This window comes from Streptomyces sp. NPDC057939, from assembly GCF_042887545.1.
Lineage (GTDB): Bacteria > Actinomycetota > Actinomycetes > Streptomycetales > Streptomycetaceae > Streptomyces.
The window spans coordinates 22033-48356 of sequence record NZ_JBHVPG010000062.1 but is presented as its reverse complement, the minus strand read 5'-3'; the positions used below and the strand labels follow the sequence as shown (position 1 = coordinate 48356).

The following is a 26324-nucleotide window of genomic DNA, read 5'->3' as shown; positions in this document are numbered from 1 at the left end:
TTGGTTGGGTTTTTTGTTTTTTTTTTCTCTCTCTTTCACCTCTATTGTGCGGGGGGGGGTCGGCCCCCACCCCGCGGGCGGCGGCCCCCCCCCCACCGCCATGTCATTGTCGACGAGCCGTCACCGACACGGACACGGAACGAATAGCGGCGCCTATGGAGAGCATCCAGACGGCAGCCCGGACGGTCGCCGTGATGCAGCAGGGGGCCTGCTCACCTCCAATGATCGACGGCCGCCCCGGTCTCGAATGTGATCCGGGTGCGTGAAGTCGAAAAGGCGGGGCAGGTGAATTCAAGGCGGTGCGCAGCACATCCGCCGAGCACGACGTACGGAACAAGGAGGATCGGCGGAGAAGTATTTCGCCGCCGATCCTCCATTGACCGGAGGAGTTGTTTTTCGCGTGACTGAGCATGCGTGGAGTTACAAGTCGACGTCGGGCTATCTGGCCGGCACCGATCTGACGGGCTACAAGGTCGAGGCGACCGACGGCAGCATCGGCAAGGTCGACAAGCACTCCGACGAGGTCGGTGACGCCTACCTGGTGGTCGACACCGGTGTCTGGATCTTCGGCAAGGAGGTCCTGCTGCCGGCGAGCACCGTGGTCAGCGTCGACTCGGAGGAGCGGAAGGTCTTCGTCGACCGGACCAGGGGCCAGATCAAGGACGCCCCCGAGTTCCACCGCGACAAGCACCTCGGCGACGCGGGCTACCGCGACGAACTGGGCACGTACTACGGCACCGGCGCCCCCTTCGGCGGCCGCCCCGCCTAATCCCGATCCCACACGACGACGCCGGTCCCGGCACCCCGAGGGGTGCCGGGACCGGCGTCTTGCGGGTCAGCCCTATTCGAGCTCGAAGACCTCCGCCAACGCGGTTTCCTGCGCCTCCACGTCGTCGGCACTCCTGGCGATCACCGCGTACCGCCAGGAACGGCCGTCGGGCGGCGCGTCCGCGTACAGGACCACGCCCTCGCCGCGATCCGGGTCGAACGCGAGGCGGGAAGCGCGCAGCCGGGCGAGCGCCTCGTCGAAGTCCATGGGAGTCCGCGTCCAACCCTTCGACACCGACCACGCCGGGTCGGCGTTGGCCGATCCCGCGGTCAGCCGAGTGACCATGGCGTGCGGAGTAGTGGTGGCCGTACGGCGGATGTTGCTCTCACTCGCGTACGCGACACCCTCGGTGTCCACCAGCGCGTCGAGCCCGAAGGGCCCGGCATAGCCGTGGTCGGCCAGGTGGCGGCCCAGGGCCGTCCCCCACTCCTCCAACTCGCTTGCCACGTGTGCGCAGGACAGTGGCAAGGGAGAGGCATATCCCGTGAAGGAACCCTGAACCGTACGCATCGCACCGCTGAAGAGCGGGCGTGTTCCGGAGCCGTTCACCTCCAGCTGGATACTGACCGACTGGGCCACGTCGAGGCACTCCTCCACCACCCAAAGGCCCTCGGGCCCACCCACCGTATCGAGCAGCAGGGCCGCCCCGCCCCTCAGGTCATCGCGGGACACGAAGCGCATTCCGTGTCCTCCGGCCGAACGGTCTGGCTTCACCACAACGCCTTCGTGGTCCCGCAGGAGCTCACGCGCCACACCTTCGGCTTCCGGGCGTCGGCACATCCGGCCCGTCGGCAGCCGCATGCCCAGCTGCTCGGCCGTCTCGCGGAAGCCGGTCTTCGTGTTGAGCAGCATGGTCATCTTCAGGGCGGCTTCCGCGGTCTCGACCGTGGGATACGGGTGGACGTCGATGCCGATGTCCCGGGCGAACGCGATCGCCGACGCGTCCAACGCCGTCGGCAGTAGCGCCGCACCCCGGTCCCCGGCGAGAGCCCGGACCTGCTGTAGGAGGCCAGCCTCGCGCACCGCCCGCGCCAGCGGGACGGCTCCGGCGGGGGGCACCTCGACGACCGCCACCGATTCCGGGGACACCCCGGTCAGGTCGTACACGTACCGCAGAAATTCCCGGCTCAACCGCACGGGAGTGACGAACACGTCGCCCGGGCGGAGCAGCCACGCCTTCCGCGGCGCCTGCTGGGCCCACGTCGTCAGGATCTGACCCTCATCGAGATCCACCGCCAAGTCCGAGAGGAAGTTCGCGAACACGACGATCGGGCCCGTCTCCGTCACCGCTCTGCTCCTCTGGTCGCCGCACGGCCGTCCACGGTCAGCAGCCTGAGATCCACCGCTCAGCCCATTCCGGGCGCGGCCGGGCCCAGGGGGGAGCCGCATACCCCGGCACATCCAAGCAGACCGGGGAGGCAGGTCAGGGAGGCATGTCAGGGGAACGGTTCCCACGCCTCGGGACCGGCCCCCCGCCACTCCACAAAGTCAGGGTCGGTGAGGTCGACATCCTCGGCGTTCTCCATACCGGCCGCGGCGAGAAAGGCGCGAACATCGGCAGGCCGATGAGCCACTCCGATGGCAACACCGTCGTAGCGGACACGTCGCCAGCCCTGCTGGTCGGGCGGGTAGATGATCAGCTTGGCGGCCATGAGCCAAGCCTCTGCCGCAGCAAGCTCATTAGCACCCCTTCACGTCCAAACGGGTGACCTTCACCGGGAAGCTGTCGCCCCGGCGCCGTCCGCGGTCGCTCCACGCCAAATCCCCACCTACAGGCTGGCCCCCGTCCACAAACTTCACGCATCTCATCCCGCTTGTGTATGCGTGAGGGCGGGTTGCCCCTCACTGCCGGCTGACCGATCAGCGGGTGACGAGCACAGAGTCGTCGAGGGCACCCGTGCCAGGCAGGTGGTGGCGGGCGGCGATCAGGGCGGCGTGCACGTCCGTCGTGCCGGTGGCCACACAGAGCGCCCGCTCGACGTCCTCGATCTCCCCGCGCACGGGAGAGTCGCCCTCCGCGGCGTCGAGGACGGACAGCGCCCAGTAACGGTCGACGAGGCCGGGGAGCACAGCCGGGTGAGCCATCAACATGGGTGGTTGCCTTTCGCCAGCAGATCCAACAGGTGGCCGTCGCCTACCCTCCCGATCACCGTTGAATCCCCGTCGCCGTCCGGCACGCTCCACTGCTGCGATCGCGATGCGTCAGGGGGCACCTCGCGGCTCCGTCAACATAAATCGGGCACGTACGTGACTCTGCGGCAGAGGCGCCGTTAAGGAGTCTGTCGTCGTCGGCCGACCCCCCGCTCGGCGCGCGACGGCTTCCCGGCGTTGGGGCCCTGCCCGGACACCCGCCGCCGGGACATCTCTCTCCAGCATTGCGCTGAAAACGCTGTCGAAGGGGTGGGCACTCGACGGCCACAGCCTGCCCCGAGACCGGGGTGGAAACGGCGCCCCGCATCCCGGTCGGGGCCCGTGGCGGCAGTCAGGTGGTCTGCGGCGCTCTGAGTGGGGCTCCGGCCGTGTGGAGGCTGGCGAGGGTCTGCCGGTAGGAATTGACCAGGCTGGTCTCCAGATTGCTGACGCCAAGCTCCTGGCAGCATCCGCGGACGATGATCTGGGCCCTGCGCAGGTGCGGGCTGGGCATGCTCGGGAAAAGGTGGTGCTCGATCTGGTAGTTGAGACCGCCCAGGACGATGTCCGTGAACCGGCCGCCGCGCACGTCCCGGGAGGTCAGGACCTGACGCCTGAGGAAGTCGGGCCGCTCCGAGCCCCGCAGGACCGGCATGCCCTTGTGGTTCGGGGCGAAGATCGAGCCGAGGTAGACGCCGAAGAGGCACTGGTGGACGAGGAGGAACACGACCGCCTTGCCCGGCGGCAGCACCAGGAACAGCGCGCCGAGGTAGGCGGCGATGTGAGCGGCGAGCAAGGCCCCCTCCCACACCCGGTGCCTGAGAGTACGGTCGAACAGCGACCGCACCCCGGACACGTGCAGGTTGAACCCTTCCAGCGTGAGCAGCGGGAAGAAGAGGAGCGCCTGCTACCGGCCGAGCAGCCGCGGCAGCCCCCTGGCCGTGCGGGCCTGGTCCTGCGTCCAGACGAGGATGTCCGGGTCGAGGTCGGGATCGAGGTCCTCGTGGTTGGGGTTGGCGTGGTGGCGGGTGTGCTTGTCCTGCCACCAGCCGTACCCCACGCCGATGTGCGCCCCGAGGGCGGCGGCGTCGAATGGGTCGTCGCCGACCACCAAGTCCTTCGCCAGGCCGACCCCCGCTGACCCCACTGGCGCTCCGCCTGTGCATCCAACAGCACCACTGCCTGGGCGGGACACACCGCCCGGACCCGATCGAGAGGAGCACGATGCAGAGTGCATTACGGCTCGCGGCCAGGCCCCGGTCTGTGATCATGCAGCCGACCACGAAGTGCCTGCCCATGGACTGCACGTACTGCTACCTGCCGTTCCGCAAGATGAACCACCTGATGCCGGTGACGGTTGCAGAGGCCGTGGCCGCGTCCGTCAATCCTTGGGCAGCCGACGATCCGGCGTTCGAGGTCGTGTGGCACGGCGGGGAGCCGCTGGCCACCGGCCGCAAGCACCTGGCCGCGCTCATGTCCCCCTTCAAGGGCGTGAAGCACAGCGTCCAGACGAACGCGGCTCTGGTGGATGACGCCTGGTGCGCGTTCCTGCTGGAGCGCGAGGTGCACGTCGGCGTCAGCGTCGACGGCCCCGAGGACATGAACACCCACCGCGTCACCCTCGCCGGCCACCCCGGATTCCGCGTCACCATGCGAGGCATCGAGCGCCTGCGTCGCCACGGCATCCCGTTCTCCGCCATCGCGGTCGTCTCCGACCCGGCCCCCGAGGACGCGGCCCGCTTCTACGACTTCTTCGCCGAGCTGGGCGTCACCACCCTCGGCGCTAACGTCGAAGAGGAAGAAGGGGTCAACCGCGGGACCAAGGATTCCGACCCCGTGCGCGCGACCGAGTTCTGGGCCGCCCTCGCGGATGCCTGGCGGGCCAATCCGGTGATCCGGCTGCGGGAGATCCAGCGCGTGCTCAACTTCGCCGGTGCCGTTCTCGGCAGCCACGACACCGCCCCCACGCCCACCTCTGCACCTTGGGATCCGATGCCCACCGTCGCCCACGACGGCGGGGTGGTCATGCTCTCCCCCGAGCTGGCGGGGTTCACCGACGCCCGGTTCGGCGACTTCACCACCGGCAACGTGCTCAAAGACGGCCTGGACGTCCTCGTGGCCGAGGCCGAGGAACGCACCTCCTGGATCACTGAGTTCTGGCAGGGCGTCGACGCGTGCCGCGCCACCTGCCCCGCCTTCGCCTTCTGTGGGGGCGCCCACGCCGCGAACCGGTATTTCGAGCACGCCGGCCGGTTCGACGGGACCAGGACCCGGTACTGCACCACCGCCAAGATCGCCCTACTCGAAGGAGTCACGCGGCATGTCCGTGCACACGCCCGCTGACGCCGCCACGCTCGTGATGGACTCGGCCAATGGATTTGAGTCCCTCCTGGAGGCCGCCGGCGCCGCCGCCGTCGCCCGCTGGGAGAACGCCTGGACCAACGCCACTTGGAGCAACCACCTCACCTCGGAAGCCGAGCACGCCAAGCCCCTCGCCACGTTCGACAACCGCCCGACCTGGGACAACCCCACGGCCACCTTCGACAACCGGCCCACCTGGGACAACTGGAAGAACAAGTAGCACCCCGCCGACAGCGGGCGGTCCCGCCGCCGCGCGGGGCCGCCCCGCCCCAACGACAAGGAGCACCATGGCCATCCGAACCTTCGGGCACACCACGATCACGCTGCCTGAACTGGACGAGCCCGGCCTCTACCTGAGCAACGTCGACAGCCTCGACAGCTCCCGCGGCACCGTCCAGGACTTCGCGTACGGGGACGTCGATCTCCGATCGCTCGACCTCGCGGAGACCCAGCTGGTCACCGGCCGAATCGCGGGCATCCGCGCGAAGCGGGCCGAGCTCGAGCAGGTCAACCTCCACGGTGTGGAGATCGGCGACAGCGAGCTCGGTTCGGCACACTGGACCGGCAGCAAGCTGACCCGCGTCCACTTCCGGGACTGCAAGCTGATGGGCATCTCCCTGGACGGTTTGGTCCTCGACGACGTGCTGTTCGAAGGTTGCAAGCTCGACTTCGCCACCTTCGAGAAGGTCCGCGTCACCGGCCCCGTGGCCTTCATCGGCTGCGTCCTCACAGAGGCCACGTTCACCGACTGTGAGCTGTCCGACGTCGTGTTCACCGATTGCACGCTCCGGCTCACCGAATTCGGCACGGGGCGCTACCGCAACACCGACCTTCGGGAGAACGACCTGTCGGCCATCCGCGGTGTCGCGAACCTCGCCAAGGTCCGCATCGACCCCGGGCAGCAGTCCGACCTTGCCGAGGCCTTGGTGCACGAACTCGACATCATCATCGGGGACGACTGACCGGGAGGACCTCGTGCCCCTGCACATCGCCTACGGCGCCCCGTCCGCCCTCCGTGCCCGCTGCGAGGTCGCCACCGTCCGGACCACCCGGCCCGACGAGGCCGCATACGAGCCCGGCGCGATCATCCCCGCCGGGCAGTGGCGCCCCATGAGGGAAGCGGACGTCAAGGCGGTCACGGCCCCTCGTCACCCCCTGGACAGCGCCCTCGTGGAGATCGTCCGGCCCACGTTTCAGGAAGGACTCCCGCTCGAAGACCTCACCGGCCGACTGGGCGACCCGGACGCGGTGTACCTCGGTCAAGCCCTCGCCAAGCCCGACATGACCACAACCACCGACAACTACGAGGACGGCCGACTGATCGGGCTGCACCTCGACAACTGGGACAAGCTCGCGTACGCCGACAGGCACACCGGACGCCGCAGGCTCTGCCTCAACCTCGGCCCCGGAGTGCGATACATCATTCTCGGTGCCATCGACGCCCAAGCGGTCTGCCGAGCCGTCCACCCCGACTACCACGCCGACCGCTACCCGCACACCCAGGACTACCGCGACTACGTCGCCAGCGGCCGCCCCATCCGCATCATCCGAATACGCCTCGCCCCGGGCGAAGGCTATGTGGCTCCCACCGAGTACCTGCTGCACGACGGCTCCACCGAGGCCCAGGACCGGCCCTCAGCCGCCGCATTCTGGCTCGGACACTGGCCCCGCGGCATCCTGCCCTCCCTCATCTGACCTCTCGTGCCGATGCCTTCCGTGGAACTCAGACTGATAGCAAGGCCACCCGGTAGGCCCTCGGCACCACGCGAACCGCATAGCTTCGCAGTCGTCAGGACATCCTCGGAAACAGCAGTGCGGGCCGCCGCTCCCCGGCAGCTGCGGCCCGCACTCCCCCATCGCCGGAGGCGGCCGAGAACGAATGCCCCTGCAAGCTGCGAGCGCTTGCGACAGCAGGTCGGCCAGGAAATCCGGAGAAGCCCAGGCCAAAGGTGCCGTATGGTGGAGGCATCGACGCGGGGTGGAGCAGCTCGGTAGCTCGCTGGGCTCATAACCCAGAGGTCGCAGGTTCAAATCCTGTCCCCGCTACTGCTCAGAAGGGCCCAGATCTCCGATAGAGATCTGGGCCCTTCTGCTGTAGTGACGTGCTGGCGTGGAACCGCCTGGGTCACAGGCTGTTCGCCGGGCACCTGGGCCGTGGCGCCCCGGACCTGCCGGCGCAGCGCCCCAACATGGCCAGACTGGTGTTCCTCGACAATCACACCCGCGGGACGACGTCCGTGGCCTGCAGGGCCGCCGCGAGGAACGAGGCCGACCCCGGCCCTGCCTTCTCCGGCCGCGGGGCAGAACTCGGTCGCTGATGTCGCGCCTCGTCCCACCCCCGCAGGCTGCCACCAGGGAGGAATCCCTCGTCCACCCGTTTGGCAGCACAGCGAGCCGCGCCCGCTGGCCTGGGGCGCCCCTAGGATGCCGACTGTGAGACCCAAACTCCCGAAGACCGAGGGCGGGGGCCGGGTACAGGGCCTCCTGCAACTCCTCGAGGACGGCATCCACCTCATTGTCGCGGCGCTCCTCGTACTGCTCGCGGGGATCCTGACCGTCGGGGTCGTCCACGACGTCGTCAGGTCGATCCAGGGGCCGTACGAGGAGGAGGCGGTCGTTCTGTCCGCCCTGGACAACAGCCTTGTGCTGTTCATCGTGGCCGAGCTGCTCCACACCGTCCGCCTGACCATCAGGAACCAGACCCTCGACGCGGAGCCGTTCCTCGTCGTCGGCCTGGTTGCCGGCATCCGCAAGGTGCTCATCGTGACGGCCGAGGCGGAGAAGTCCTTCCGGTGGAACGTCGAGGGTGTCGAACTGCTCGTCCTGGCAGGTCTGATCCTCGTGATGGCGACAGCGGGGTACGTGTGGCGTCGCTCGACGCGGCCGGGAGACTACTTCCCGCTCCAGGAGGCGCGGCGCGCTCCTCCGTCGCCGGAGCCGTCACCCACCCCGGTGGGCGGATCCTGATCCGTCACCTTCCGTCGCTGCGGCCGCCTGCACCCGTTGCTCTTCGCGAGCGGAGCCGACGTCCCGTTCCAGGGGTGTACGGCTCACGGCCGTCGCGAGGGCCTCCAAGGCCCGCTTCTGCATTGCCGCCCCGCGCCGCACCACCGGGCTCCCGTCCCCGGCGGCGGCGCCCTCCCACGCGTGGAGCGCCTCCTCCACGCGCGCCCAGTCCGGATTCCTGTGCTCGCGCACATCGACCGCCGCCTGCGCCGTGTCCGCCTCCAGAGCCTCGGCGAGCCGCTCCGCCTCGGGGACGGGACGGCTGTCGGCCCGCGGGACGTGGCTCTCCATGAGCATCGCCGCCCGGTCGAAGCCCTCGATCGCCTCCTGCGCCTCCTCCGCCTCGCGTGACGTCAGGCCCCTGGGGCGGACCGGTTCCTGCCTTGCCCGGTCGTACGCCTCCTGCCAGGCGGCGCGTGCCTCCCTGCTCGCCAGCAGTGCCCTGCGCAGGTCGGCGTGCTGTTCCCGGGTCGGTTCGGCGTAGCTGCGGAGCACAGCGGCCGCGTAACGGCCCTCGGCGGCGAGCCAGTCAGCAAGCCGGCCCGGCAGTCGGGGTGTCTCCCATGCGGGGAACACCACGTACGCCAGCATCGCGAGGGCCCCGCCGAGCAGGGTGAGCACCACCCGCTCGGGGACCGTCTGCTCCCACGCCTGGCCGCCCATGCCGAGCAGGAAGACGACGTATGCGGCAGTGAAGCACTGGGAGTAGGCGTAGCCGGTACGGTTCAGCATGAACGACAGGCCCGCCGAGACCACCGCCAGCAGGCCGAACACCTGGGCGTCCGGGCCCAGGGCCCGCACCATCCCGGTGGCGAGCGCGACCCCCGCCAGGGTCCCGGCGAGACGGGCCACCGCCCGCGCGTACGTCTGGTGGAAGTCCGGCCGCATCACCATCACCGAAGTGATGGGCACCCAATAGCCGTGGCCCACCGGAAGCCGGGCGGCGATCAGGTAGCCGAGCGTGGCCACCGCCGCCAGGCGGACGGCGTGCCGGAACACGGGCGAGTCCCGGCGGAGCTCACGTCGGACCGCCCGGACCACGACCGGGACCAGCCGGAACATGGTCGGGCGCACCAGGACCTGGGCGTCCTCGGGGACGGGCGGCGCGGGCGTCCTCCCGGGCGTGCCGCACCGGGCGATCTCCAAGGCCTCGCCAAGCAGTTCCACGAGCCGCTCGGCGGCCTGCCGCGCGGGGCCCTCCAGCACCTCGTGCTCCTCGTCGATGCACAGGGCGTCCGTGCTTCCGGGCGACACCTCGGCGGGAGTGCCGCGGCGGATCGAACGGGCGGCCGCATCCAGGACCTCGGCGGCGGCGTCGAGCAACTCCCTTGCCCGGTCCCGCCCGGGCCCCTCCGGCGGGGCGCCGACGCCCGGGTCGGCGAGTGCGGCGACGACGGGCCGAATGCGCTCGGCGAGTCCCCTGGGGCCGTGCAGGACGGAGGGACGGGTGCGGGCCTGCGACGGCGTCACGGCGGCCGCGTCCCGGGCCGTCATCAACGGTTCCGGGTCGAACGGGGCGGTCGGGTCGTGCCGCAGCCGGCGGGCGTAGTCCGCCACGGCGGCCAAGGCGTCGGCGAGCGCGTCACGATGCGCCCCCCAACGGCGGATCGGGAACAGCAGGATCAGCAGGGCCTGCGCCACGCCCCCGAGCGCGATGATCCCGGCGTGCTCCAGGGCCCGCCCGATGCTCGTGGGCAGGGTGACGGTCACCAGCATGCTGCCGACCGTCGTCGCCGCGACGATCCCGGCGGTCGATCCGACGGCCCACGCCATCCCTGCGGCAAAGGCCCATACGGCCAGCAGCGGGAGGAACGTCGCGAGTCGCCCGGCGGCCAGATACCCGAGGAAGGTGCCGAGTGCCAGACCTACGCCCGCGCCGAGCGCGATGACTTTGCGGGGACGCCAGGTGCGCTGGAACGTGGCTGCGCCCGCGGAGTAGGCGCCGAGGGCGGCGGACGCGGCGTACGCCGGGGAGGCCAGCCACAGCGCCGGCCCGATGACGAGCGCCACCCCCACAGCTGTGCGCAGCGCGAGCAGGGGCTCAAGTCGCGCCTCCTCGATCGTGAGCCCGGATCGCACGACTTCCCGGAGGGCCCGCAGCCACGTCACGGGCAGGAGCCTAGCCCGGCCCCGCTACCGGGTCGTGCCGGCCACGCCGCCGAGAACGTTGAGCGTGAGGCGGGGGTCTTCGTGGCCCTCGGGGGCCGCCGATCGACCGGCGATGTCGTCGGGCCCTGACGATCACCAACCAGCGACGCATCTCCGACTCAGGTCATCAGCTGGTCGCCTTGGAGCATGTGGCGACGTTGCTCTTCGCGCGTGGAGTAGGTGGCTGCGCGGATCGCCTCGTCGCTCTCCAAGCCCGATCCCAGCGCGCCGGCCACCGTGGCGACCGAAGCGACGAACCAGGACAACGTCAAGTACTCCGTGGCGTGCAGCGGGGTTCCTGTCGTGGAAGCGAACACCCGGTCGTTGAGGATGAACAGCGCCCACACCAAGTTGATGACCATCAATCCCACGTAGCAGACGAGCGCCCCGATACCGACGGTGAGGACCGTCGAGGTGTTGTAGAGCCGCGCCCTCTGCCTCGCCTCCGGCGATCCCTCCGTCGATCGGTGCCACAGCTCCCCGTCCACGATCAGCCAGCCGATCATGAGTCCGACGGACCCGACCATGGCGATCACGAGGCGTGGCGCGCTCAGGGCACCGGAGAGGCTCCAGGTGGTGGAGTCCAGGGTGGCGATGGCTCCCGTGGCGAGTGCGGCCGCCAGGGCTTTCGACAGGCCCGACACCAAGCGCCAAGGCCGGTTCGCGCGGACCATACCGACGAGCACCCGCAGGTAGCCGCGCGGCCCGCTGACGATGTACCGGAGATCGGCAGCCTCCTCGTCACCGACCTGGCCCCGGTGGACAGGCGCGAGACGACCGGCGAAAGGGCCCGGAAGCGGCTGACTGCGCGGAAGCCCCTCAGCCCCGGTGGACGGCGGACCGGCCAAGCCGAGCACGGCTTCTTCCACTGCCCGCCGGGCTCTCGTCTGCAGCCGCAAGCCCCCCAGGGAAGGAAAGGACAGCAGCGCCAAGCCGTGTTCGTGACTCAGATCCACAAGAATCCTGCGCCCGTGCGAGTGCAGCGGAAGGTCGGTGAGGGCCACCACGATGTCCCAGTTCTCCGCACTTGCGCGCTCCATGATCCGGCGCATCAAGGTGTGCGGGTCCTCGGTCCCCGAGGTGAAGGGCTCACTGACCACCTTGACGTCGAACCGACGCCCTTGGCCCGCCTTTTCAGCGAGCCGGTCAGGAAGCATCCGGGCGATGTGCCGCGCGACGTCCGTGGGCGCGTCCGGATCGGCCAGGAGAGCTACGACCGTGACGCCCTGCGACGACTCCCGCACGACCGGACCATCCTCCTCGGCTGTCCTCCGCGATTGCAAGGGTTCACAGGATGCCCCGGGGTGGAGGCGAAGCCGTGGTGACACGCTGTCCTTACGGGTGGGGCCATGTGTCGGGTCCGTCAGGGGCCGGGTCAGCGCGAGGACACGGGCCCGCCCGCTTCCGGCCGGCGTCCCTCGGGGCCGACGGTGACCAGGTTTCCCTTCCGTTCCCGGTGCTCGTGCACGAGGCGGATCGCCATGGCGCCTTCACCGGTCGCCGAGGCCACCCGTTTCACCGAGCCGCTCCTGACGTCGCCGGCGGCGAAGACCCCGGGCAGGGTGGTCTCCAGCAGCATCGGATCGCGGCCCAGCGAGGCCCACCGGTTCGTATCGGCCACCGCCCCGGCGTCGGCGCCGGTGAGGACGAAGCCCCTCTCGTCCAGGGCCAGCACGCCCCCCAGCCATTCCGTGCGGGGCCGGGCGCCGATGAACACGAACAGCGCCGCGGCCTGCAGCTCACGGCGCTCATGGCTTGCGTTGTCCTCCACCGTCAGCGACTCCAGCTTTTCCTTGCCGGCGACGCCCCGTACTTCGGTGTGGAGCAGCACCTCGATCTTGGGGTGCTGCTCCACCTGGTCCACCAGGTAGCGCGACATGTCCGCGTTGAGGTCGCTGCCCCGGACGAGGAGGTGGACCTCGGACGCGTGCTGGGCGAGGAACAGCGCCGCTTGTCCGGCGGAGTTCCCGCCGCCGACCACGGCGACCGGGTCGGCGCGGCAGAGGCCGGCCTCGTGGACCGTCGCCGCGTAGTAGACGCTGATCCCTTCCAGGAGGTCGATGCCGGGCACTTCGAGCCTGCGGTACCGCACGCCCGAGGCGAGCACCACGGCGCCGGCCCGGGCCCGGGAGCCGTCTGTGAACGTGACGATGTACTCATCGTCCTGCGGGGTGAGCGCGCTGACCTCCGCCGGCACCATCAGGCGGGCGCCGAACTTGTGCGCCTGGAGCACCGCACGCTCGATGAGTTCGCCCCCGGAGATGCCGGACGGGAAGCCGAGGTAGTTCTCGATGCGGGACGAGGTCGCTGCCTGGCCTCCCGTGGCCACGGCGTCGACGGTGACCGTGGTGAGGCCGTCGGAGGCGCCGTACACGGCGGCGGCGAGTCCTGCGGGGCCCGCACCGATCACCATGACCTCGCACCGTTCGTTCTCGGCCGAGGGGGCGGGGGCGGGCAGCCCGATGAGCCGGGCGAGTTCGGCGTTGCTCGGATTGCGCAGGAGCCGCTCGCCCTGCCACAGGACCACCGGTGTCTCCTCGGGACGGATGGCGAACCGGCGCAGCAGCGCCTCGGCCTCCTTGTCCCTCTCCAGATCCACCCAGCGGTGGGGCAGCCGGTTGCGGGCGGCGAACTCGCGCAGCCGCAGCGTGTCCCGTGAGTAGCACGACCCCAGGATCCGGAAGCCGGCGCCGAGGCCGATGAGCAGGTACCTGCGGCCCAGGTAGGCGCGGAGGATCAGGTCGCCGAGGACGGGGTCGCTGCCGACCAGGGCGCGTTGCCGCTCCACCGGTACGGCAAGGATCTCGCCGGCCTCGCGCACCACGGCGGTGTTGAACGCTGCCTGGCCTTCCAGCAGTCCGAGTTCGCCCAGGAACCTGCCGGGTCCGTGGACCGCGACCGTGCGCTCGTCGGGGCCGCCCTGGTCGCTGAGGATTTCGACGGTCCCGCTGAGGATCACGAGGAACTCCCGGAACGGCTCACCCTCGCGGTACAGCACCTCGCCCTCGGCGGTCCTGCGGCGCTCACCGTGCGCGCTCAGGTCCTCGAGCTGCTCCGGCGTGAGGCGCGGGAACGCCCCGTACCGGTCCGGTGTCTCGCGGACCGCACCCTTCTCGTGCTCGGCCGTGCTCATCAGACCAGCGCCTCGTGGACGAAGCACCAGCGCCAGTCCTCTCCCGGCTCGAAGGACTGCACGACGGGGTGACCGACGCTCCCCGCATGCCGCCTGGCGTGCTTGAGGGGGGAGGAATCGCAGCAGCCGACGTGCCCACAGGTGAGGCACAGGCGCAGGTGGAGCCATGGGGACTGCTCCCTGAGGCACTCCTCGCAGCCCTGCGGGGTACGCGGCGTCACTGGGCGAACCATCGCCAGGTGCGGGTCGGGAATCGTGGCCATGAGGGTTTTCCTTCCGTGAAGTGGGCCTGATCGGCCGCGGCCGGCGATGGTCTTCCTCAGCACCGTCGCCTTGACCCTCCCGCAGTGGTCTGCCGGCCCGCCACCGCCTGCTCGACCCAGGAGCGCAGGACGGGCGCGGGTGCCGCGCCGGCCTGCCGGGCGAGCGTCTCGCCCCGGTCCAGGACGAGCAGGGTCGGCACCGCCTGCACCTCGAACCGCCGACTGAGCCGTGGGTTCTGGTCGACGTCGACCTTGACGAGCTTGATCTGTCCGGCGAGGTCCCGGGCGACCTGTTCGAGGGCTGGGCTGACCATGCGGCAGGGGCCGCACCAGGTGGCCCAGAGGTCGACGACGACGGGCACCGTGGCGTTGTCGGCGACCTCGGCGAAGTCGCTGTCGCCCGCGTCGACGACCCAGGGCAGGGGCTGCTTGCAGTGGCCGCATCGGGGCCGTCCCTCGGCGGCCACGGGAATCCGGTTGCCGCGACCGCAGTTCGGGCAGGTCACCGTGGTCGTCCGGGTGGTGTTCACGCCGCCCTCGCTTCCCGGTCGTCCTCCTGCTGGTCGTAGGTGACCACCAGCTCTCCGTGCTCGGCGTCGACGCGCACCGTCGCACCGTCCTGGACGTCGCCGCGCAGGAGGGCGCGTCCGACCAGCGTCTCGACCTCGTGGGAGATGTAACGCCGCAGCGGCCGGGCCCCGTACACCGGGTCGTAGCCCTGATGGGCAATCACCACCCGTGCAGCGTCGGTGAGTTCGACGGTAATGCGGCGCTCGGCGAGCCGCCGCCGCAGCTCGTCGAATTGCAGCTCCACGATCCGCTCGATCTGCCGCTCACCGAGCGGCTTGAACAGCACGATGTCGTCGACGCGATTGAGGAACTCCGGGCGGAAGTGCCCGCGCAGCTCGCCCATCACCAGGGCGCGGGCATCGGGCTTGATCTCACCCTCGGCGGTGGCGCCGTCGAGGAGGTGCTCGGAGCCGATGTTGGACGTCATGATGATTACGGTGTTGCGGAAGTCGACGGTGCGGCCCTGCGCGTCGGTGATGCGACCGTCGTCGAGCATCTGGAGCAGCGTGTTGAAGACATCGGTGTGCGCCTTCTCGACCTCGTCGAACAGGACGACCGAGTACGGCTTGCGGCGCACGGCCTCGGTGAGCTGGCCGCCTTCCTCGTAGCCGACGTATCCGGGCGGTGCGCCCATGAGCCGGCTGACGGTGTGCCGCTCCTGGTACTCGCTCATGTCGAGGCGGACCATGTTGTCCTCGGAGTCGAACAGGGTCCGGGCGAGGGTCTTGGCCAGCTCGGTCTTCCCGACGCCGGTGGGGCCGAGGAAGATGAACGAGCCGATGGGACGGCGGGGGTCGCGGATGCCGGAGCGGGCACGGATGATGGCGTCGGTGACGAGCTTGACCGCCTCGTCCTGGCCGATGACGCGCTCGCGCAGGATCTCGTCGAGGCGCAGCAGCTTCTCGCGTTCGCCCTCCTGGAGGCGGGCGACCGGGACGCCGGTCCAGGCGGCGACGATCTCGGCGATCTCCTCCTCGGTGACGACCTCGCGCAGCAGCCGGTTCTGCCCTTGTTTGGCGGCCAGTTGCTCCTCCTCCGCGGCGAGTCGGCGCTCCAGGTCGCGGACGCGGCCGTAGCGCAGTTCGGCGGCGCGGTTGAGGTCGTAGGCGCGTTCGGCCTCCTCGGCCTCGTGGCGGACCTGTTCCAGTTCCTGGCGCAGTTCCTGCACGCGGCGGATCGCCTGCCGTTCGGCCTCCCACTGGGCGCGTTTGGCGTCGGCTTCACCGCGCAGGTCGCCCAGTTCCCTGCGCAGCTCCTCCAGGCGTGTTTTGCTGGCGGGGTCGGTCTCCTTGGACAGGGCGGCATCCTCGATCTCCAGCCGCGTGACACGACGGGTGATCTCGTCGAGTTCGGCGGGCATCGAGTCGATCTCGGTACGCAGCCTGGCGCACGCCTCGTCGACGAGGTCGATGGCCTTGTCGGGCAGGAACCGATCGGTGATGTAACGGTGGCTGAGGGTGGCCGCGGAGACCATCGCGGTGTCCTGAATCTTGACGCCGTGGAAGACCTCGAGGCGTTCGCGCAGTCCGCGCAGGATGGAGATGGTGTCCTCCACGCTGGGCTCCTCGACCAGGACCTGCTGGAAGCGGCGTTCGAGGGCGGCGTCCTTCTCGATGTGCTTGCGGTACTCGTCGAGGGTGGTGGCGCCGATCATGTGGAGTTCGCCGCGGGCCAGCATCGGCTTGAGCATGTTGCCCGCGTCCATGGCTCCTTCGGCGGCGCCTGCGCCGACGACGGTGTGGAGTTCGTCGACGAAGAGCAGGATGCGCCCTTCGGCGGCCTTCACCTCGGACAGTACGGCCTTCAGGCGTTCCTCGAACTCGCCGCGGTACTTGGCGCCGGCGACCAGGGAGCCCATGTCCAGGGCGAACACCGTCCTGTCGCGCAGGCCCTCGGGGACGTCGCCGCGAACGATGCGCTGGGCCAGGCCCTCGACGATGGCGGTCTTGCCGACGCCGGGGTCGCCGATGAGGACGGGGTTGTTCTTGGTCTTGCGGCTGAGGATCTGGGTGACGCGGCGGATCTCCGCGTCACGGCCGATGACCGGGTCCAGCCGACCGGACCGAGCCTCGAGGACGAGGTCGCGTCCGTACTTCTCCAGGGCCTCGTAGGCCACTTCGGGGTTCGCGGAGGTGACGCGCTGGTTGCCGCGGACCTGAGTGAGCGCGCTCAGGAACGAGTCCCTGGTGATGCCGGCCTGTTTGAGCAGTCGCCCGGCGGCGGTCGAAGAGCTCTCCTCGGCCAGGGCGAGCAGGAGGTGTTCCACGGACACGTACTCGTCCTTGAGGCGTTTGGCCTCCCGCTCGGCGGCGTCGAGCAGGTGGGCGAGGCGCTGGGTGACGAAGACCTGGCCGGGTGCCGCGCCGGGGCCGGTGACCTTCGGGCGGCGGGAGAGTTCCTCGCGCACGGCCTCGCGCAGTCCCTTCGGCTCCTTGCCGGCCTGCTCCAGCAACCGCGGGATCAGACCGTCCTCCTGATCGAGGAGTGCGAACAGCAGGTGTTCCCCGTCGACCTCGGTGTGCCCCATGCGGCCGGCCGCGGTCTGGGCCTCCTGGAGGGCTTCCTGGGACTTCTGGGTGAGACGGTTCATGTCCATGGGGGTGTTTCACTCCTCGTGCCGCGGCCGCGCAGGGCGGCTTCGAGCAGGCTGATGCGGTCGAGCAGATCGAGCACCAGGCCGATGGATGCGTAGTTGAGGCAGAGTCCGGTGCGCAGCCGCTGGATGCGGGCGAGGACCGCCGGGGCCGTGGGGTCGAACACCAGGTGTCCCGCGGCGTCGCGTCCGGCGTCGATCAGGCCGAGGGCGACGAACCGCCGGATCAGATCGGGGTGGAGGCCCGAGCGACGGGACACGGCGTCGAGGGAGAGCCTGGGGGCGGGCACGAGCGCGTACCGGACGGCCGTCGAGGCGGTGAGGTCGGCGCCCGTTCGTACCGGACGGTTGCCCGCGCCGGCCCGGCCGGGGCCTGACGCTCCCGCGGGTGGTTCGTTCATCACGTCCTCCTGGGGTCGTACGAGGAGGCGGCGGCGAGCTCCGCGAACAGTTCGCGCTCACGGTCGCCGAGAGTGGGTGGCACCACGATGCGGAGTTCGGCGTACAGGTCGCCGTTCGCGCCGCGCGGGTTCGGCATGCCCTCGCCGCGCAGCCGCAGCCGACGGCCGCTGGACGAGCCCGCGGGCACCGTGACCTTGGCCGTGCCGCCGCCGGGGGTGGGCACCGGCACGGTCGCACCCAGGGCCGCCTCCCAGGGGGCCACCGGGACCTGGACGTGCACGTCGCGGCCGTCCAACCGGAACCGGGGATGGGGCTGGATACGCACGCGCAGGTACAGGTCGCCCGCGGCGGCGTCACCACTGCCCCGGCCTCCCTCGCCCGCCAGTCGCAGGCGCTGCCCGTCGGTGACGCCCGGCGGCACGTCGACCTCGTACCGCCGCGGCTGCCCCGTGGGACCGGCGAGCGTGACGGTGCGACGGCCGCCTCGGTACGCCTCCTCGACGGTGAGCGACAGTTCGGCCTCCTGGTCCGCTCCGGGGACGCTCCCTCGGGCGGCTCCGGCTCCGAACATGGAGCCGAACAGGTCCTCGATGTCGATGCCCTCCGCTCCGAAGTCGTCTCCGAAGCCGGCGTACCGGACCCGAGGGCCGCCCCCGCCTGCGGTCGTCCGACCGCGGAAGCCGCCGCCCGCTCCCGCCGCGGCCCGTTCGTCGAAGTCCTCCGGGATCTTGCGGAAATCCTCGCCGAAGCGGTCGTAGCGGGCCCGGGTCTTGGGATCGGACAGGACGCTATATGCCTCGTTGAGGTCCTTGAAGCGCTCTTCCGCCCCGGGGTCCTTGTTGACGTCGGGGTGGTGCCTGCGGGCGAGCTTTCGATATGCCTGCTGGATCTCGTCCTGGCTCGCGGACCGCGACACCCCGAGCGCCTCGTAGTAGTCCTGCGCCATGACCGGTCACTCCCGCTTCGCTACGGTCACGGCGGCGGGCCTGAGCTGCCGCTCGCCGTCCCCGTAGCCGGGGCGCAGCACCTGGACGACCGTGCCCGGTGCGGCGTCGGGGTCCTGGACGACGCCGACCACCTCGTGCCGGGCGGGGTCGAAGGGGACGCCGGTCTCCGCGTGTCGCGGGTAGCCGAGCAGTTCGAGGACGTTCACCGCTTGGTCGCGTACGGCCAGGATGCCTTCCACGATCGCGCCCGGATCGGCGCCCGCGTGGGTCAGGGCGAGTTCGAGGTTGTCGAGGACGGGCAGGAACGCGGCCGCCGTGCGGGCGCGCTCCACCGCCCGTTCGCGCTCCAGTTCCCTGGCGTGACGCTTGCGGAGGTTGTCGAGGTCGGCGAGTGCGCGCCGCCAACGGTCCTCCAGTTCCTGGATCGCGGTCGTGTACTCGTCCTCGGCGGACGCGGGGCCGGCGGCATCGGGTCCCGGTTCGCCGTTCGCCGCTCCGTGCCGGGACGGGCCCGGTTGGGGCAGGTCCCCGCGAGGCGGGGGTCCGGCTCCTTCCGGGACCGGTTCGGCCGGATCCGGCGCGGCCCGGTCGGGTTCCTGGGGGTAGGTGGGCATGGCGCGCCTCAGCCCTTGTCGAACTCGGCGTCGATGACATCATCGTCACCGCCACCGCCACTCGTGGGACCGCCGGTGGCGGCGTCCTGGGCGGGACCTCCGCCCGTAGTGGCCGCGCCCTGGTGGGCCGCCAGCCCGGCGAGCACCTGCTGGAGTTCGGAGGTCAGGGGGCGCACACGTTCCACGCCCGCCTCGTCCTTGACCGCCGCCCGGGCGTCCGACACGAGCATCTCGCCGCGTGCCTTCTCGTGCGCGGGCGCTGCGTCGCCCAGTTCGGCGAGACGCTTCTCGACCTGGTACGCGACGGCGTCGAGTTCGTTGCGGGCGTCGACGGCCTCGCGAAGTGCCTTGTCCTGGCCCTGGTTGCTTTCGGCCTCCTGGACCATGCGTTCGACCTCGCTGCGGTCCAGGTTGGAGCTCTCGCTGATGGTGATGCCCTGTTCCTTGCCGGTGTCCCGGTCACGGGCCTTGACCTCGAGGATGCCGTTGGCGTCGATGTCGAAGGTGACCTCGATCTGTGCTTCGCCCCGCGGCGCCGGCCGGATGTCGGTGAGCTGGAACCGGCCCAGCACCCGGTTGTCGGCAGCCAGCTCGCGCTCGCCCTGGAGGACGACCACGTCGACGGCCGGCTGGTTGTCCTCGGCGGTGGAGAAAGTCTCGCTGCGGCGCACCGGGATGGTGGTGTTCCGCTCGATGATCTTCGTCATCACTCCGCCGCGTGTCTCCACGCCCAGCGACAAGGGGGTTACGTCGAGCAGCAGGACGTCCTTGACCTCACCCTTGAGCACACCTGCCTGGATCGCGGCACCGAGGGCCACGACCTCATCGGGGTTGACGCTCATGTTGGGTTCCTTGCCGCCGGTCAGTCGGCGGACCAGGGTCTGGACAGCGGGGATGCGGGTGGATCCGCCGACAAGGATGACCTCGTCGATGTCGCTCTCGCCGACCTTGGCGTCGGCGATGGCCTGCTGGACCGGTCCCAGGCAGCGTTCCACCAGGTCGCCGGTGATCTGCTCGAACGTGGACCGCATGATCGAGTCGGTGAGGTGCTTGGGCCCGGCGGCGTCGGCGGTGATGAACGGCAGGCTGACCTGCGTCTGCGTCACCGAACTCAGCTCGGTCTTGGCCTTCTCCGCCGCCTCGAACAAGCGTTGCAGCGCCTGCGCGTCCTGTCGCAGGTCGATGCCGTTCTCCTTCTGGAAGTCGTCCGCGAGGTGGTCCACCAGGCGCCGGTCGAAGTCGTCGCCGCCCAGGTGGCTGTCGCCTGCGGTGGAGCGCACCTCCACCACGCCGTCGCCGACGTCGAGGATGCTCACGTCGAAGGTGCCGCCGCCCAGGTCGAAGACGAGGACGGTCTCGTGCTCCTTCTTGTCCACGCCGTACGCGAGGGCAGCCGCCGTCGGCTCGTTGATGATCCGCAGCACTTCCAGTCCCGCGATCCGGCCTGCGTCCTTGGTGGCGGTGCGCTGGGCGTCGTTGAAGTAGGCGGGCACCGTGATGACCGCCTCCGTGACCCGCTCCCCGAGCTGCTTGGAGGCGTCGTCGGTGAGTTTGCGCAGCACCTGTGCGCTGATCTCCTCGGGCGCGTACAGCTTGTCGCGCACCTTGAAGCGGGCCGCCCCGCCGTCGCCCTCGACGACGTCGTACGCCACCGCCCTGGCCTCGTCGGAGATCTCGTCGAAATGCCGGCCGATGAACCGCTTGGCCGAGTAGATGGTGCCCTTGGGATTGAGGATCGCCTGGCGCCGGGCCAGCTGGCCCACCAGACGTTCCCCGGTATCGGTGAAGCCCACCACGGACGGTGTCGTGCGGTTGCCCTCGCTGTTGGGCACGACGGATGGCTCTCCGCCCTCCCACACGGCGATCACCGAGTTGGTGGTGCCCAGGTCGATGCCCACTGCCTTGGCCATGAGGAACTCCTCCCGGTACGGCGCCTGCGCCGACTGTCCGGATCACGTTCGTTCAGGTACGGGCGGGGACCTCTGCCAGTGGTCTGCAGCCCGCCGATCAGCCCTGCGGCCTCGTCGGAGACCTCCTCGACGAGGAGCAGGGCGGAGACGACGGGGTCGAGCCGGTTCACCGAGCCGAACAGCCGTCGAGCAGGACACCGGGGCCCTCTCCACGGGAAACCCGTGGCCCAAGAGGTGCTCAACGGCGTGTGCGGCTTCCCCGTACGTCGTGTACGAGGCAGCCGGCCTGCGGAGCTGCTCGGTCACCGCCCGGCGCTACCTACCGGTGCGCGGACGGTTTCGAACACTCCCCAGGGTGGCGTGCCCAGTGGCTCCGCGCCTGCGCCTGGCAAGTCGGAAAAGCACGGGTCCGGTCGCCCCGCGAGTACGAGAGGCAGAATCCGAACCTCTCGTATGAGCCGACCCGACCAGCACCGCCGCTCGGCTGTAGGCTCGAAGAGAACGGAGTGATCCCATGGCCAGCAGCCGGCCGCACCATCTGTACCGCCGCCGCTGCGACCGGGAGAGAAGCCTTCCGCGGGACAGCGGCGGGCAGCTCGCCATGGCCGCGCGGAGAGGGTCCGTCCCACCCCGCGGCAGCGGGTGGCGCCCCACCGCAGCGGGGCGAGGGCCCCGCCCGCCTGCTCCCACCCAGGCCGACCGTGTCCCCCACGCACTGATGAAGCTCTCCAGCGCCATGTTCGACACCCTGGACGAAGGCGAGATCCTGGGCCTGGCCATGGACCACGTAGCCGCCGCAGGGCCGTACGGCGCCGAGGCCGGATACCTCACGGTGGACGGCGCCCTGGTCCCCAGCCGGAGGAACGGGCAGGTCCACGCCCTGGCCGTGGACCGTAGGGTGCGGGAGCTGGCCGGGGAGGACGGCCCCGTGACCGTACCCGGCCTGCCCAGGGCCCGGGCCCTGGGGCTGCGCGGGCACGAGAGGCTCCACGGCTACCTCGTGGTGACGTCCCGCTCCCGGCCCACCGAGGCCGAGCGGTCCCTGCTCGCCACGCTGGTCCGGCACACCGCCGCCGCACTCTCGGTCGCCTTCGCACACCGGCGCCGACGCGAGGACGCACTGGAGCTGTACCGGCTCAGGAAGGAGCGGACAGCCCTCCAGGGGCAGCTGATCTCCGTCGTCGCCGAGCTGGGGTACCAGCGAGCCCTTCACGCGCTCATGGCCGACGTCGCCGCCTCGGGCGGCGGCGAGGAAGCCATCACGCGCGCACTGCACAGGCTCACCGGACTCCCCGCGCTGGTCGAGGACCGCTTCGGTCGGCTGCGGTCCTGGACCGGTCCCGATCGCCCCGACCCCTATCCCGAACCGGACCCCGTGCGCCAGGACGCAATGCTGTACGCCGTCGGCCGTCAGGCCGGGCCGGTGCGCGTGAAGGACCGGCTGGTCACCCTGGTCCGCCCGCACGGCGAGATCCTGGGCGTGCTGGCCCTGGTCGACGTCCGGCGCGAGGCCGACGATCACACCCTGCGCGCGCTGGAGGACGGCGCCGCGTCACTCGCCCCGGAGCTGGCGCACTCGCGCAATCTGGCCGAAGTGGAGTCGAAGCTGCACCGCGAGCTGGCCGACGACCTCCTGACAGGGACGGACGAGGCGAGCGCCTACGCCCGTTCCGAGGCAGTCGGACACGACCTGCACCGCCGCCACTACGTCGTCGTGGTGCAGTGGTCGAACCGGACCGCGGACGGTCCCTTCGCGCAGACGGTGGGCCGGGCGGCCTCTGCCGTGGGCATGCACTCGCTGCTGACCCGGCGTTCCGATCACGTGGTCCTGGTCACCGACGACAGGCCGCACGCCCGCGCGCTGTACGAGGCGCTCGCCCGGGAGACCGGGACACGGTCCGGGACCATCGGGGTGAGCGCCCCTTGCGACTCCCTGGCCGACATCCCCCACCGCTACCAGGAGGCGCAGCGCGCCCTGGAAGTGCGCCGCCACTCCCGCGGCGAGCACTACGGCACGACGTTCTTCGACGAACTGGGCCTCTACCGCATCCTGGGACCCGGCAACGACTACCGGGAACTGGAGACGTTCGTCCACGAGTGGCTCGGGCAGCTGATCGACTACGACTCCCGGCACCACACGGCCATGGTGGAGACGCTGTCGCAGTACTTCGACTGCGGCGGCAACTACGACGAGACCGCCGAATCCCTCGCGATCCACCGCAGCACGCTGCGCTATCGGCTCCAGCGCATCCGCGACATCAGCGGCAACGACCTCGCGGACGTCGAGGACCGGCTCAACCTCCAGGTGGCGACCCGAGTGTGGAAGATCGTGCTGGGCGAACAAGCAGGAGAACGGCGTCGTTGAACGCGATGCGGCAGATCGATCACCCGCGCGCGAGCCGGGCCGCGAGGTAGGGCGCGGTGATGCTGCGGCGGGATTTCGCCACCTTGGCCGGCGGGCCCGCCGCGACCACCCGCCCGCCCGCGTCGCCGCCGCCCGGCCCGAGGTCGATGACCCAGTCGGCGGTGGTGATCGTGTCCAGGTCGTGCTCGACGAGGACGACCGTATTGCCGGCGTCGACGAGCCGGTGCAGCTGTCGCAGCAGCAGCGCGACGTCCGCGGGGTGCAGCCCCGCCGTCGGCTCGTCGAGCAGGTAGAGCGCGTGGCCGCGGCGGGCCCGCTGCAGCTCGGTGGCCAGCTTGATGCGTTGCGCCTCACCACCGCTGAGCTCCGTCGCGGGCTGTCCCAGCCGCAGGTACCCCAGTCCCACCTCGCGCAACGTCTCCAGACTGCGGGAGGCGGCCGGGACGGCGGACAGGAACGTGGCGGCGGCATCGACGGAGAGCCCCAGCACCTCCGCGATGTTCTTGCCGCGGTAGGTGACCTCCAGCGTTTCGGCGTTGTACCGGGCTCCCCGGCAGGTCGGGCACGGTGCGTAGGTGCCGGGCAGGAAGAGCAGTTCCACCGAGACGAATCCCTCGCCCTGGCAGGTCTCGCACCGTCCTTCGGGCACGTTGAAGGAGAACCGCCCGGCCGAGTAGCCACGCGCCTTGGCCTCGTCCGTCGACGCGTACAGCTTGCGCACCGCGTCGAACATCCCCGTGTACGTGGCCAGGTTGGAACGGGGAGTCCGGCCGATGGGCCGTTGGTCGACCCGGACCATCCGGTCGAACGACTCGACCCCCGACGCGTCCTGGACGTCAACGATCAGCTGCGCCTCATCGGGCTCCTCGGGTACGAGTCCGAGGTGGCCGCGGACGACCTCGGCGAGCACCTGCGTCACCAGTGTCGACTTTCCGGAACCGGACACGCCCGTCACCGCCGTCAGTACGCACAGCGGTACGTCGACGGACACGTCGTGCAGATTGTGGCGGGAGACGCCCCTCAGGTGCAGCCAGCCCTGCGGGGTGCGCGGCCGGTGGTCGAGCGGCTGGGCGCGCCCGAACAGGTACTGGCTCGTGGCCGACTCCGCGACCCGCTCGAGACCGGCGACGGGGCCGCTGTACAGCACGCGGCCGCCGCCCTCGCCCGCGCCGGGGCCGATGTCGACCACCCAGTCGGCCCGCCGTACGACGTCCATGTCGTGCTCCACGACGAACAGCGAGTTGCCCGCCGCCTTGAGGCGCTCCAGCACGTCCAGCAGCGGTTCCGCGTCAGCCGGGTGCAGGCCCGCCGAGGGTTCGTCGAGGACGTAGACGACCCCGAACAGCCCCGAGCGCAGCTGGGTGGCGATCCGCAGGCGCTGCGCCTCGCCGGGCGACAGGGTCGTCGAGCGGCGCCCGAGGCCGAGATACCCGAGGCCCAGGTCGAGCAGGACGTCGATCCGCGCGACCAGATCGCCGCAGATCCGGACCGCGACCTCGGTGGTCTCCCCGGATCGGGCGGTCGAGGTGGTGGCGTCGGCCTCGGACCGCTGCGCGACGGGCCGCAGCAGCGCCACGACCTCGGTCAGCGGCATCGCGTTGATTTCGGCGATGGAACGTCCGGAGAAGGTCACGGCGAGCGCCTCGGGTCGCAGTCCGCTGCCGTGACACTCCGGGCAGGGCACGCTCCTGACGAACCGGAGCGCCCGTTCGCGCATCTTCTCGCTCTTGGAGTCGGTGAGGACGTGCATGACGTGCTTGCGGGCGCTCCAGAACTTGCCCTGGTAGCCGTAGTCGACGCGGTCCTCCTCCGGCTCGATGTACACGGAGGGCTGCTCGTCGGTGTACAGCAGCCAGTTCCGGTCCTTCTTCCTGAGCCTGCGCCACGGTCGGTCGATGTCGATCCCCAGGCCGCTCACGACACTGCGCAGGTTGGCTCCCTGCCAAGCGCCCGGCCAGGCGGCGATCGCCCCCTCGCGGATGCTCAGCGAGGGGTCCGGGACGAGCAGGTCCTCGGCGACGTCGTGCACGACGCCCAGTCCGTGGCATTCGGGGCAGGCACCGGCCGTGGTGTTGGGTGAGAACGACTCGGCTTCCAGCCGTGCCGCCCCGGGGGGATAGGTGCCGGCGCGGGAGTACAGCATGCGCAGCAGATTCGACAGCGTGGTGAGGGTGCCAACCGTCGAGCGCGAGCTGGGCGACCCGCGTCGCTGCTGCAGGGCCACGGCCGGTGGCAGTCCGGTGATTTCCTCCACGTGCGGTGCACCGACCTGCTGCAGCAGCCTTCGGGCGTACGGTGCCACGGACTCGAAATAGCGCCGCTGGGCCTCCGCGTAGAGCGTGCCGAACGCGAGCGAGGACTTGCCCGAACCGGAGACGCCGGTGAAGGCGACCATCGCGTCCCGCGGAACGTCGACGTCGATGTTCCGCAGGTTGTTCTCACTGGCGCCCCGGACATGCACGAAGGGGTCGGTCGCGTCCTTGTCCACCGTTCCTGGTTACCTGATCGCGCCGGGAACCGCGCGACAGGCGCCGTCACCGGGGCCCGCTCATACGAGCGTCCGGGGTCGTTGGCTCCATTCGAATGGACCCAACAGCCGCGTGCGGACCTGACCGGCCCCACCGGCATGACGTCGGGGATACCGGCGCCCTGGATGGACGGGCGGGCGGGCAGGCAATGCGTCTGGCACGACAGGGCCGGCGCCTACTGGCGCGCGTACCGCCTTCGCATGGCGCTCGGCATGCTGCACGCGCGCATCGTCTCGTATGCGCGATCCGAGGCCGACGACCACACTCGATAGACACTGACAGCGGCATGAATGTCGGAGCGGCCTACCCGAGTGACCAGTCGAACGCCGCAGGCAGCCGCTGCATCCAGGCCGTGCGACGAAACCTCTGACGACTACGCTCCGTACAACCCGTCGCACAGCGTCCGAGGCCCCCGCCCAGGACTCCTTCACGACCCCCGGAAACGATCAAGCGAGCTGACGAACTGTCACCAAAGTCAGCATTGGGTCAGCATTGGTCCTGGCAAAGCTGACCCCAGCTGGTCAT

Annotated in this window: 21 protein-coding genes, 1 tRNA gene and 2 pseudogenes; 9 read left to right on the top strand and 15 right to left on the bottom strand. The window is 70.4% G+C overall.

Features of this window, described 5'->3' with window-relative positions:
• Nucleotides 1-400 precede the first annotated feature (400 nt).
• Complete coding sequence (locus ACFVS6_RS37925; protein WP_389711086.1) at nt 401-769, top strand: PRC-barrel domain-containing protein; 369 nt, start codon at nt 401-403, stop codon at nt 767-769.
• A 72-nt stretch (nt 770-841) separates the two neighbouring features.
• Here the strand turns inward: ACFVS6_RS37925 and ACFVS6_RS37920 are convergent, their stop codons facing one another.
• The 4 genes and pseudogenes from ACFVS6_RS37920 to ACFVS6_RS37905 form a co-directional block, all read right to left on the bottom strand.
• Nucleotides 842-2116, bottom strand: a complete 1275-nt coding sequence (locus ACFVS6_RS37920) for a peptide ligase PGM1-related protein (protein ID WP_389711085.1) — start codon at nt 2114-2116, stop codon at nt 842-844.
• Nucleotides 2117-2265: 149 nt separating this feature from the next.
• Entirely contained in the window at nt 2266-2481 is a 216-nt protein-coding gene (locus ACFVS6_RS37915; protein WP_125539589.1) for a hypothetical protein, read from the bottom strand.
• 208 nt (nt 2482-2689) lie between these two features.
• On the bottom strand, nt 2690-2920 hold the full coding sequence (locus ACFVS6_RS37910) for a DUF5133 domain-containing protein (RefSeq protein WP_389711084.1): 231 nt from the start codon (nt 2918-2920) through the stop codon (nt 2690-2692).
• A gap of 391 nt (nt 2921-3311) precedes the next feature.
• A pseudogene (locus tag ACFVS6_RS37905) lies at nt 3312-4034 on the bottom strand (fatty acid desaturase family protein); the annotation flags it as partial.
• 194 nt (nt 4035-4228) lie between these two features.
• Between ACFVS6_RS37905 and amcB the strand changes: the two are divergent.
• The 7 genes and pseudogenes from amcB to ACFVS6_RS37870 all read left to right on the top strand — a co-directional run bounded on the left by amcB (nt 4229) and on the right by ACFVS6_RS37870 (nt 8287).
• A complete protein-coding gene (amcB, locus tag ACFVS6_RS37900; RefSeq protein WP_389711083.1) occupies nt 4229-5302 on the top strand; it encodes a cyclophane-forming radical SAM peptide maturase AmcB in 1074 nt (357 codons plus the stop codon).
• Nucleotides 5280-5540: a multiple cyclophane-containing RiPP AmcA gene (amcA, locus tag ACFVS6_RS37895; RefSeq protein WP_389711082.1), complete on the top strand. Its 261-nt coding sequence runs from the start codon at nt 5280-5282 to the stop codon at nt 5538-5540. The genes amcB and amcA overlap by 23 nt, the downstream gene beginning before the upstream one ends.
• A gap of 67 nt (nt 5541-5607) precedes the next feature.
• Nucleotides 5608-6282 carry a pentapeptide repeat-containing protein gene (locus ACFVS6_RS37890; RefSeq protein ID WP_389711081.1) on the top strand — a complete coding sequence of 225 codons (675 nt, stop codon included), beginning with the start codon at nt 5608-5610 and terminating at the stop codon, nt 6280-6282.
• A 13-nt stretch (nt 6283-6295) separates the two neighbouring features.
• A complete protein-coding gene (locus ACFVS6_RS37885; protein ID WP_375971012.1) occupies nt 6296-7015 on the top strand; it encodes a hypothetical protein in 720 nt (239 codons plus the stop codon).
• A 277-nt stretch (nt 7016-7292) separates the two neighbouring features.
• Nucleotides 7293-7366 (top strand) — tRNA-Met (locus ACFVS6_RS37880).
• 50 nt (nt 7367-7416) lie between these two features.
• A pseudogene (locus ACFVS6_RS37875) lies at nt 7417-7545 on the top strand (transcriptional regulator); the annotation flags it as partial.
• Nucleotides 7546-7744: 199 nt separating this feature from the next.
• Complete coding sequence (locus ACFVS6_RS37870) at nt 7745-8287, top strand: phosphate-starvation-inducible PsiE family protein (RefSeq protein WP_356878949.1); 543 nt, start codon at nt 7745-7747, stop codon at nt 8285-8287.
• Here ACFVS6_RS37870 and ACFVS6_RS37865 read toward each other — a convergent pair.
• From ACFVS6_RS37865 to dnaK, 10 genes are all read right to left on the bottom strand, one after another.
• Nucleotides 8261-10435: an FUSC family protein gene (locus ACFVS6_RS37865; protein WP_389711080.1), complete on the bottom strand. Its 2175-nt coding sequence runs from the start codon at nt 10433-10435 to the stop codon at nt 8261-8263. The two genes, ACFVS6_RS37870 and ACFVS6_RS37865, sit on opposite strands and share 27 nt — an antisense overlap.
• Nucleotides 10436-10593: 158 nt before the next feature.
• Complete coding sequence (locus ACFVS6_RS37860; protein WP_389711079.1) at nt 10594-11718, bottom strand: hypothetical protein; 1125 nt, start codon at nt 11716-11718, stop codon at nt 10594-10596.
• A 131-nt stretch (nt 11719-11849) separates the two neighbouring features.
• Nucleotides 11850-13607, bottom strand: a complete 1758-nt coding sequence (locus ACFVS6_RS37855; protein ID WP_389711078.1) for an FAD-dependent oxidoreductase — start codon at nt 13605-13607, stop codon at nt 11850-11852.
• Entirely contained in the window at nt 13607-13870 is a 264-nt protein-coding gene (locus tag ACFVS6_RS37850; RefSeq protein ID WP_031147460.1) for a UBP-type zinc finger domain-containing protein, read from the bottom strand. The genes ACFVS6_RS37855 and ACFVS6_RS37850 overlap by 1 nt, the downstream gene beginning before the upstream one ends.
• 56 nt (nt 13871-13926) lie before the next feature.
• Complete coding sequence (gene trxA, locus ACFVS6_RS37845; RefSeq protein WP_389711077.1) at nt 13927-14400, bottom strand: thioredoxin; 474 nt, start codon at nt 14398-14400, stop codon at nt 13927-13929.
• Nucleotides 14397-17036: an ATP-dependent chaperone ClpB gene (gene clpB / locus ACFVS6_RS37840; protein WP_081521730.1), complete on the bottom strand. Its 2640-nt coding sequence runs from the start codon at nt 17034-17036 to the stop codon at nt 14397-14399. The genes trxA and clpB overlap by 4 nt, the downstream gene beginning before the upstream one ends.
• Nucleotides 17027-17434: a chaperone modulator CbpM gene (locus ACFVS6_RS37835; RefSeq protein WP_202198228.1), complete on the bottom strand. Its 408-nt coding sequence runs from the start codon at nt 17432-17434 to the stop codon at nt 17027-17029. The genes clpB and ACFVS6_RS37835 overlap by 10 nt, the downstream gene beginning before the upstream one ends.
• Nucleotides 17434-18381 carry a DnaJ C-terminal domain-containing protein gene (locus ACFVS6_RS37830; RefSeq protein ID WP_381339973.1) on the bottom strand — a complete coding sequence of 316 codons (948 nt, stop codon included), beginning with the start codon at nt 18379-18381 and terminating at the stop codon, nt 17434-17436. Before ACFVS6_RS37830 ends, ACFVS6_RS37835 begins: the two co-directional genes overlap by 1 nt.
• 6 nt (nt 18382-18387) lie before the next feature.
• The gene (locus ACFVS6_RS37825) at nt 18388-18996 is read right to left on the bottom strand and encodes a nucleotide exchange factor GrpE (protein WP_266494792.1); all 609 of its coding nucleotides are present in this window, start codon (nt 18994-18996) and stop codon (nt 18388-18390) included.
• An 8-nt stretch (nt 18997-19004) separates the two neighbouring features.
• The gene (gene dnaK / locus ACFVS6_RS37820; protein ID WP_389711076.1) at nt 19005-20906 is read right to left on the bottom strand and encodes a molecular chaperone DnaK; all 1902 of its coding nucleotides are present in this window, start codon (nt 20904-20906) and stop codon (nt 19005-19007) included.
• 718 nt (nt 20907-21624) lie between these two features.
• Between dnaK and ACFVS6_RS37815 the strand changes: the two genes are divergently transcribed.
• Nucleotides 21625-23271 carry a PucR family transcriptional regulator gene (locus tag ACFVS6_RS37815; protein WP_389711075.1) on the top strand — a complete coding sequence of 549 codons (1647 nt, stop codon included), beginning with the start codon at nt 21625-21627 and terminating at the stop codon, nt 23269-23271.
• A 19-nt stretch (nt 23272-23290) separates the two neighbouring features.
• On the opposite strand, the gene uvrA is transcribed toward ACFVS6_RS37815, so the two are convergent.
• Nucleotides 23291-25759, bottom strand: coding sequence for an excinuclease ABC subunit UvrA (gene uvrA / locus ACFVS6_RS37810; RefSeq protein ID WP_389711074.1), 2469 nt, complete (start codon nt 25757-25759; stop codon nt 23291-23293).
• Nucleotides 25760-26324 lie beyond the last annotated feature (565 nt).

Bases quoted from the DNA above. Each gene is read 5' to 3' on its own strand.
- ACFVS6_RS37915 (WP_125539589.1), bottom strand. From the start codon at position 2,481: ATGGCCGCCAAGCTGATCATCTACCCGCCCGACCAGCAGGGCTGGCGA.
- ACFVS6_RS37910 (WP_389711084.1), bottom strand. From the start codon at position 2,920: ATGTTGATGGCTCACCCGGCTGTGCTCCCCGGCCTCGTCGACCGTTAC.
- amcB (WP_389711083.1), top strand. From the start codon at position 4,229: ATGCAGCCGACCACGAAGTGCCTGCCCATGGACTGCACGTACTGCTAC.
- amcA (WP_389711082.1), top strand. From the start codon at position 5,280: ATGTCCGTGCACACGCCCGCTGACGCCGCCACGCTCGTGATGGACTCG.
- ACFVS6_RS37890 (WP_389711081.1), top strand. From the start codon at position 5,608: ATGGCCATCCGAACCTTCGGGCACACCACGATCACGCTGCCTGAACTG.
- ACFVS6_RS37870 (WP_356878949.1), top strand. From the start codon at position 7,745: ATGCCGACTGTGAGACCCAAACTCCCGAAGACCGAGGGCGGGGGCCGG.
- ACFVS6_RS37855 (WP_389711078.1), bottom strand. From the start codon at position 13,607: ATGAGCACGGCCGAGCACGAGAAGGGTGCGGTCCGCGAGACACCGGAC.
- ACFVS6_RS37850 (WP_031147460.1), bottom strand. From the start codon at position 13,870: ATGGCCACGATTCCCGACCCGCACCTGGCGATGGTTCGCCCAGTGACG.
- clpB (WP_081521730.1), bottom strand. From the start codon at position 17,036: ATGGACATGAACCGTCTCACCCAGAAGTCCCAGGAAGCCCTCCAGGAG.
- ACFVS6_RS37835 (WP_202198228.1), bottom strand. From the start codon at position 17,434: ATGAACGAACCACCCGCGGGAGCGTCAGGCCCCGGCCGGGCCGGCGCG.
- ACFVS6_RS37830 (WP_381339973.1), bottom strand. From the start codon at position 18,381: ATGGCGCAGGACTACTACGAGGCGCTCGGGGTGTCGCGGTCCGCGAGC.
- ACFVS6_RS37825 (WP_266494792.1), bottom strand. From the start codon at position 18,996: ATGCCCACCTACCCCCAGGAACCCGACCGGGCCGCGCCGGATCCGGCC.
- dnaK (WP_389711076.1), bottom strand. From the start codon at position 20,906: ATGGCCAAGGCAGTGGGCATCGACCTGGGCACCACCAACTCGGTGATC.
- ACFVS6_RS37815 (WP_389711075.1), top strand. From the start codon at position 21,625: ATGAAGCTCTCCAGCGCCATGTTCGACACCCTGGACGAAGGCGAGATC.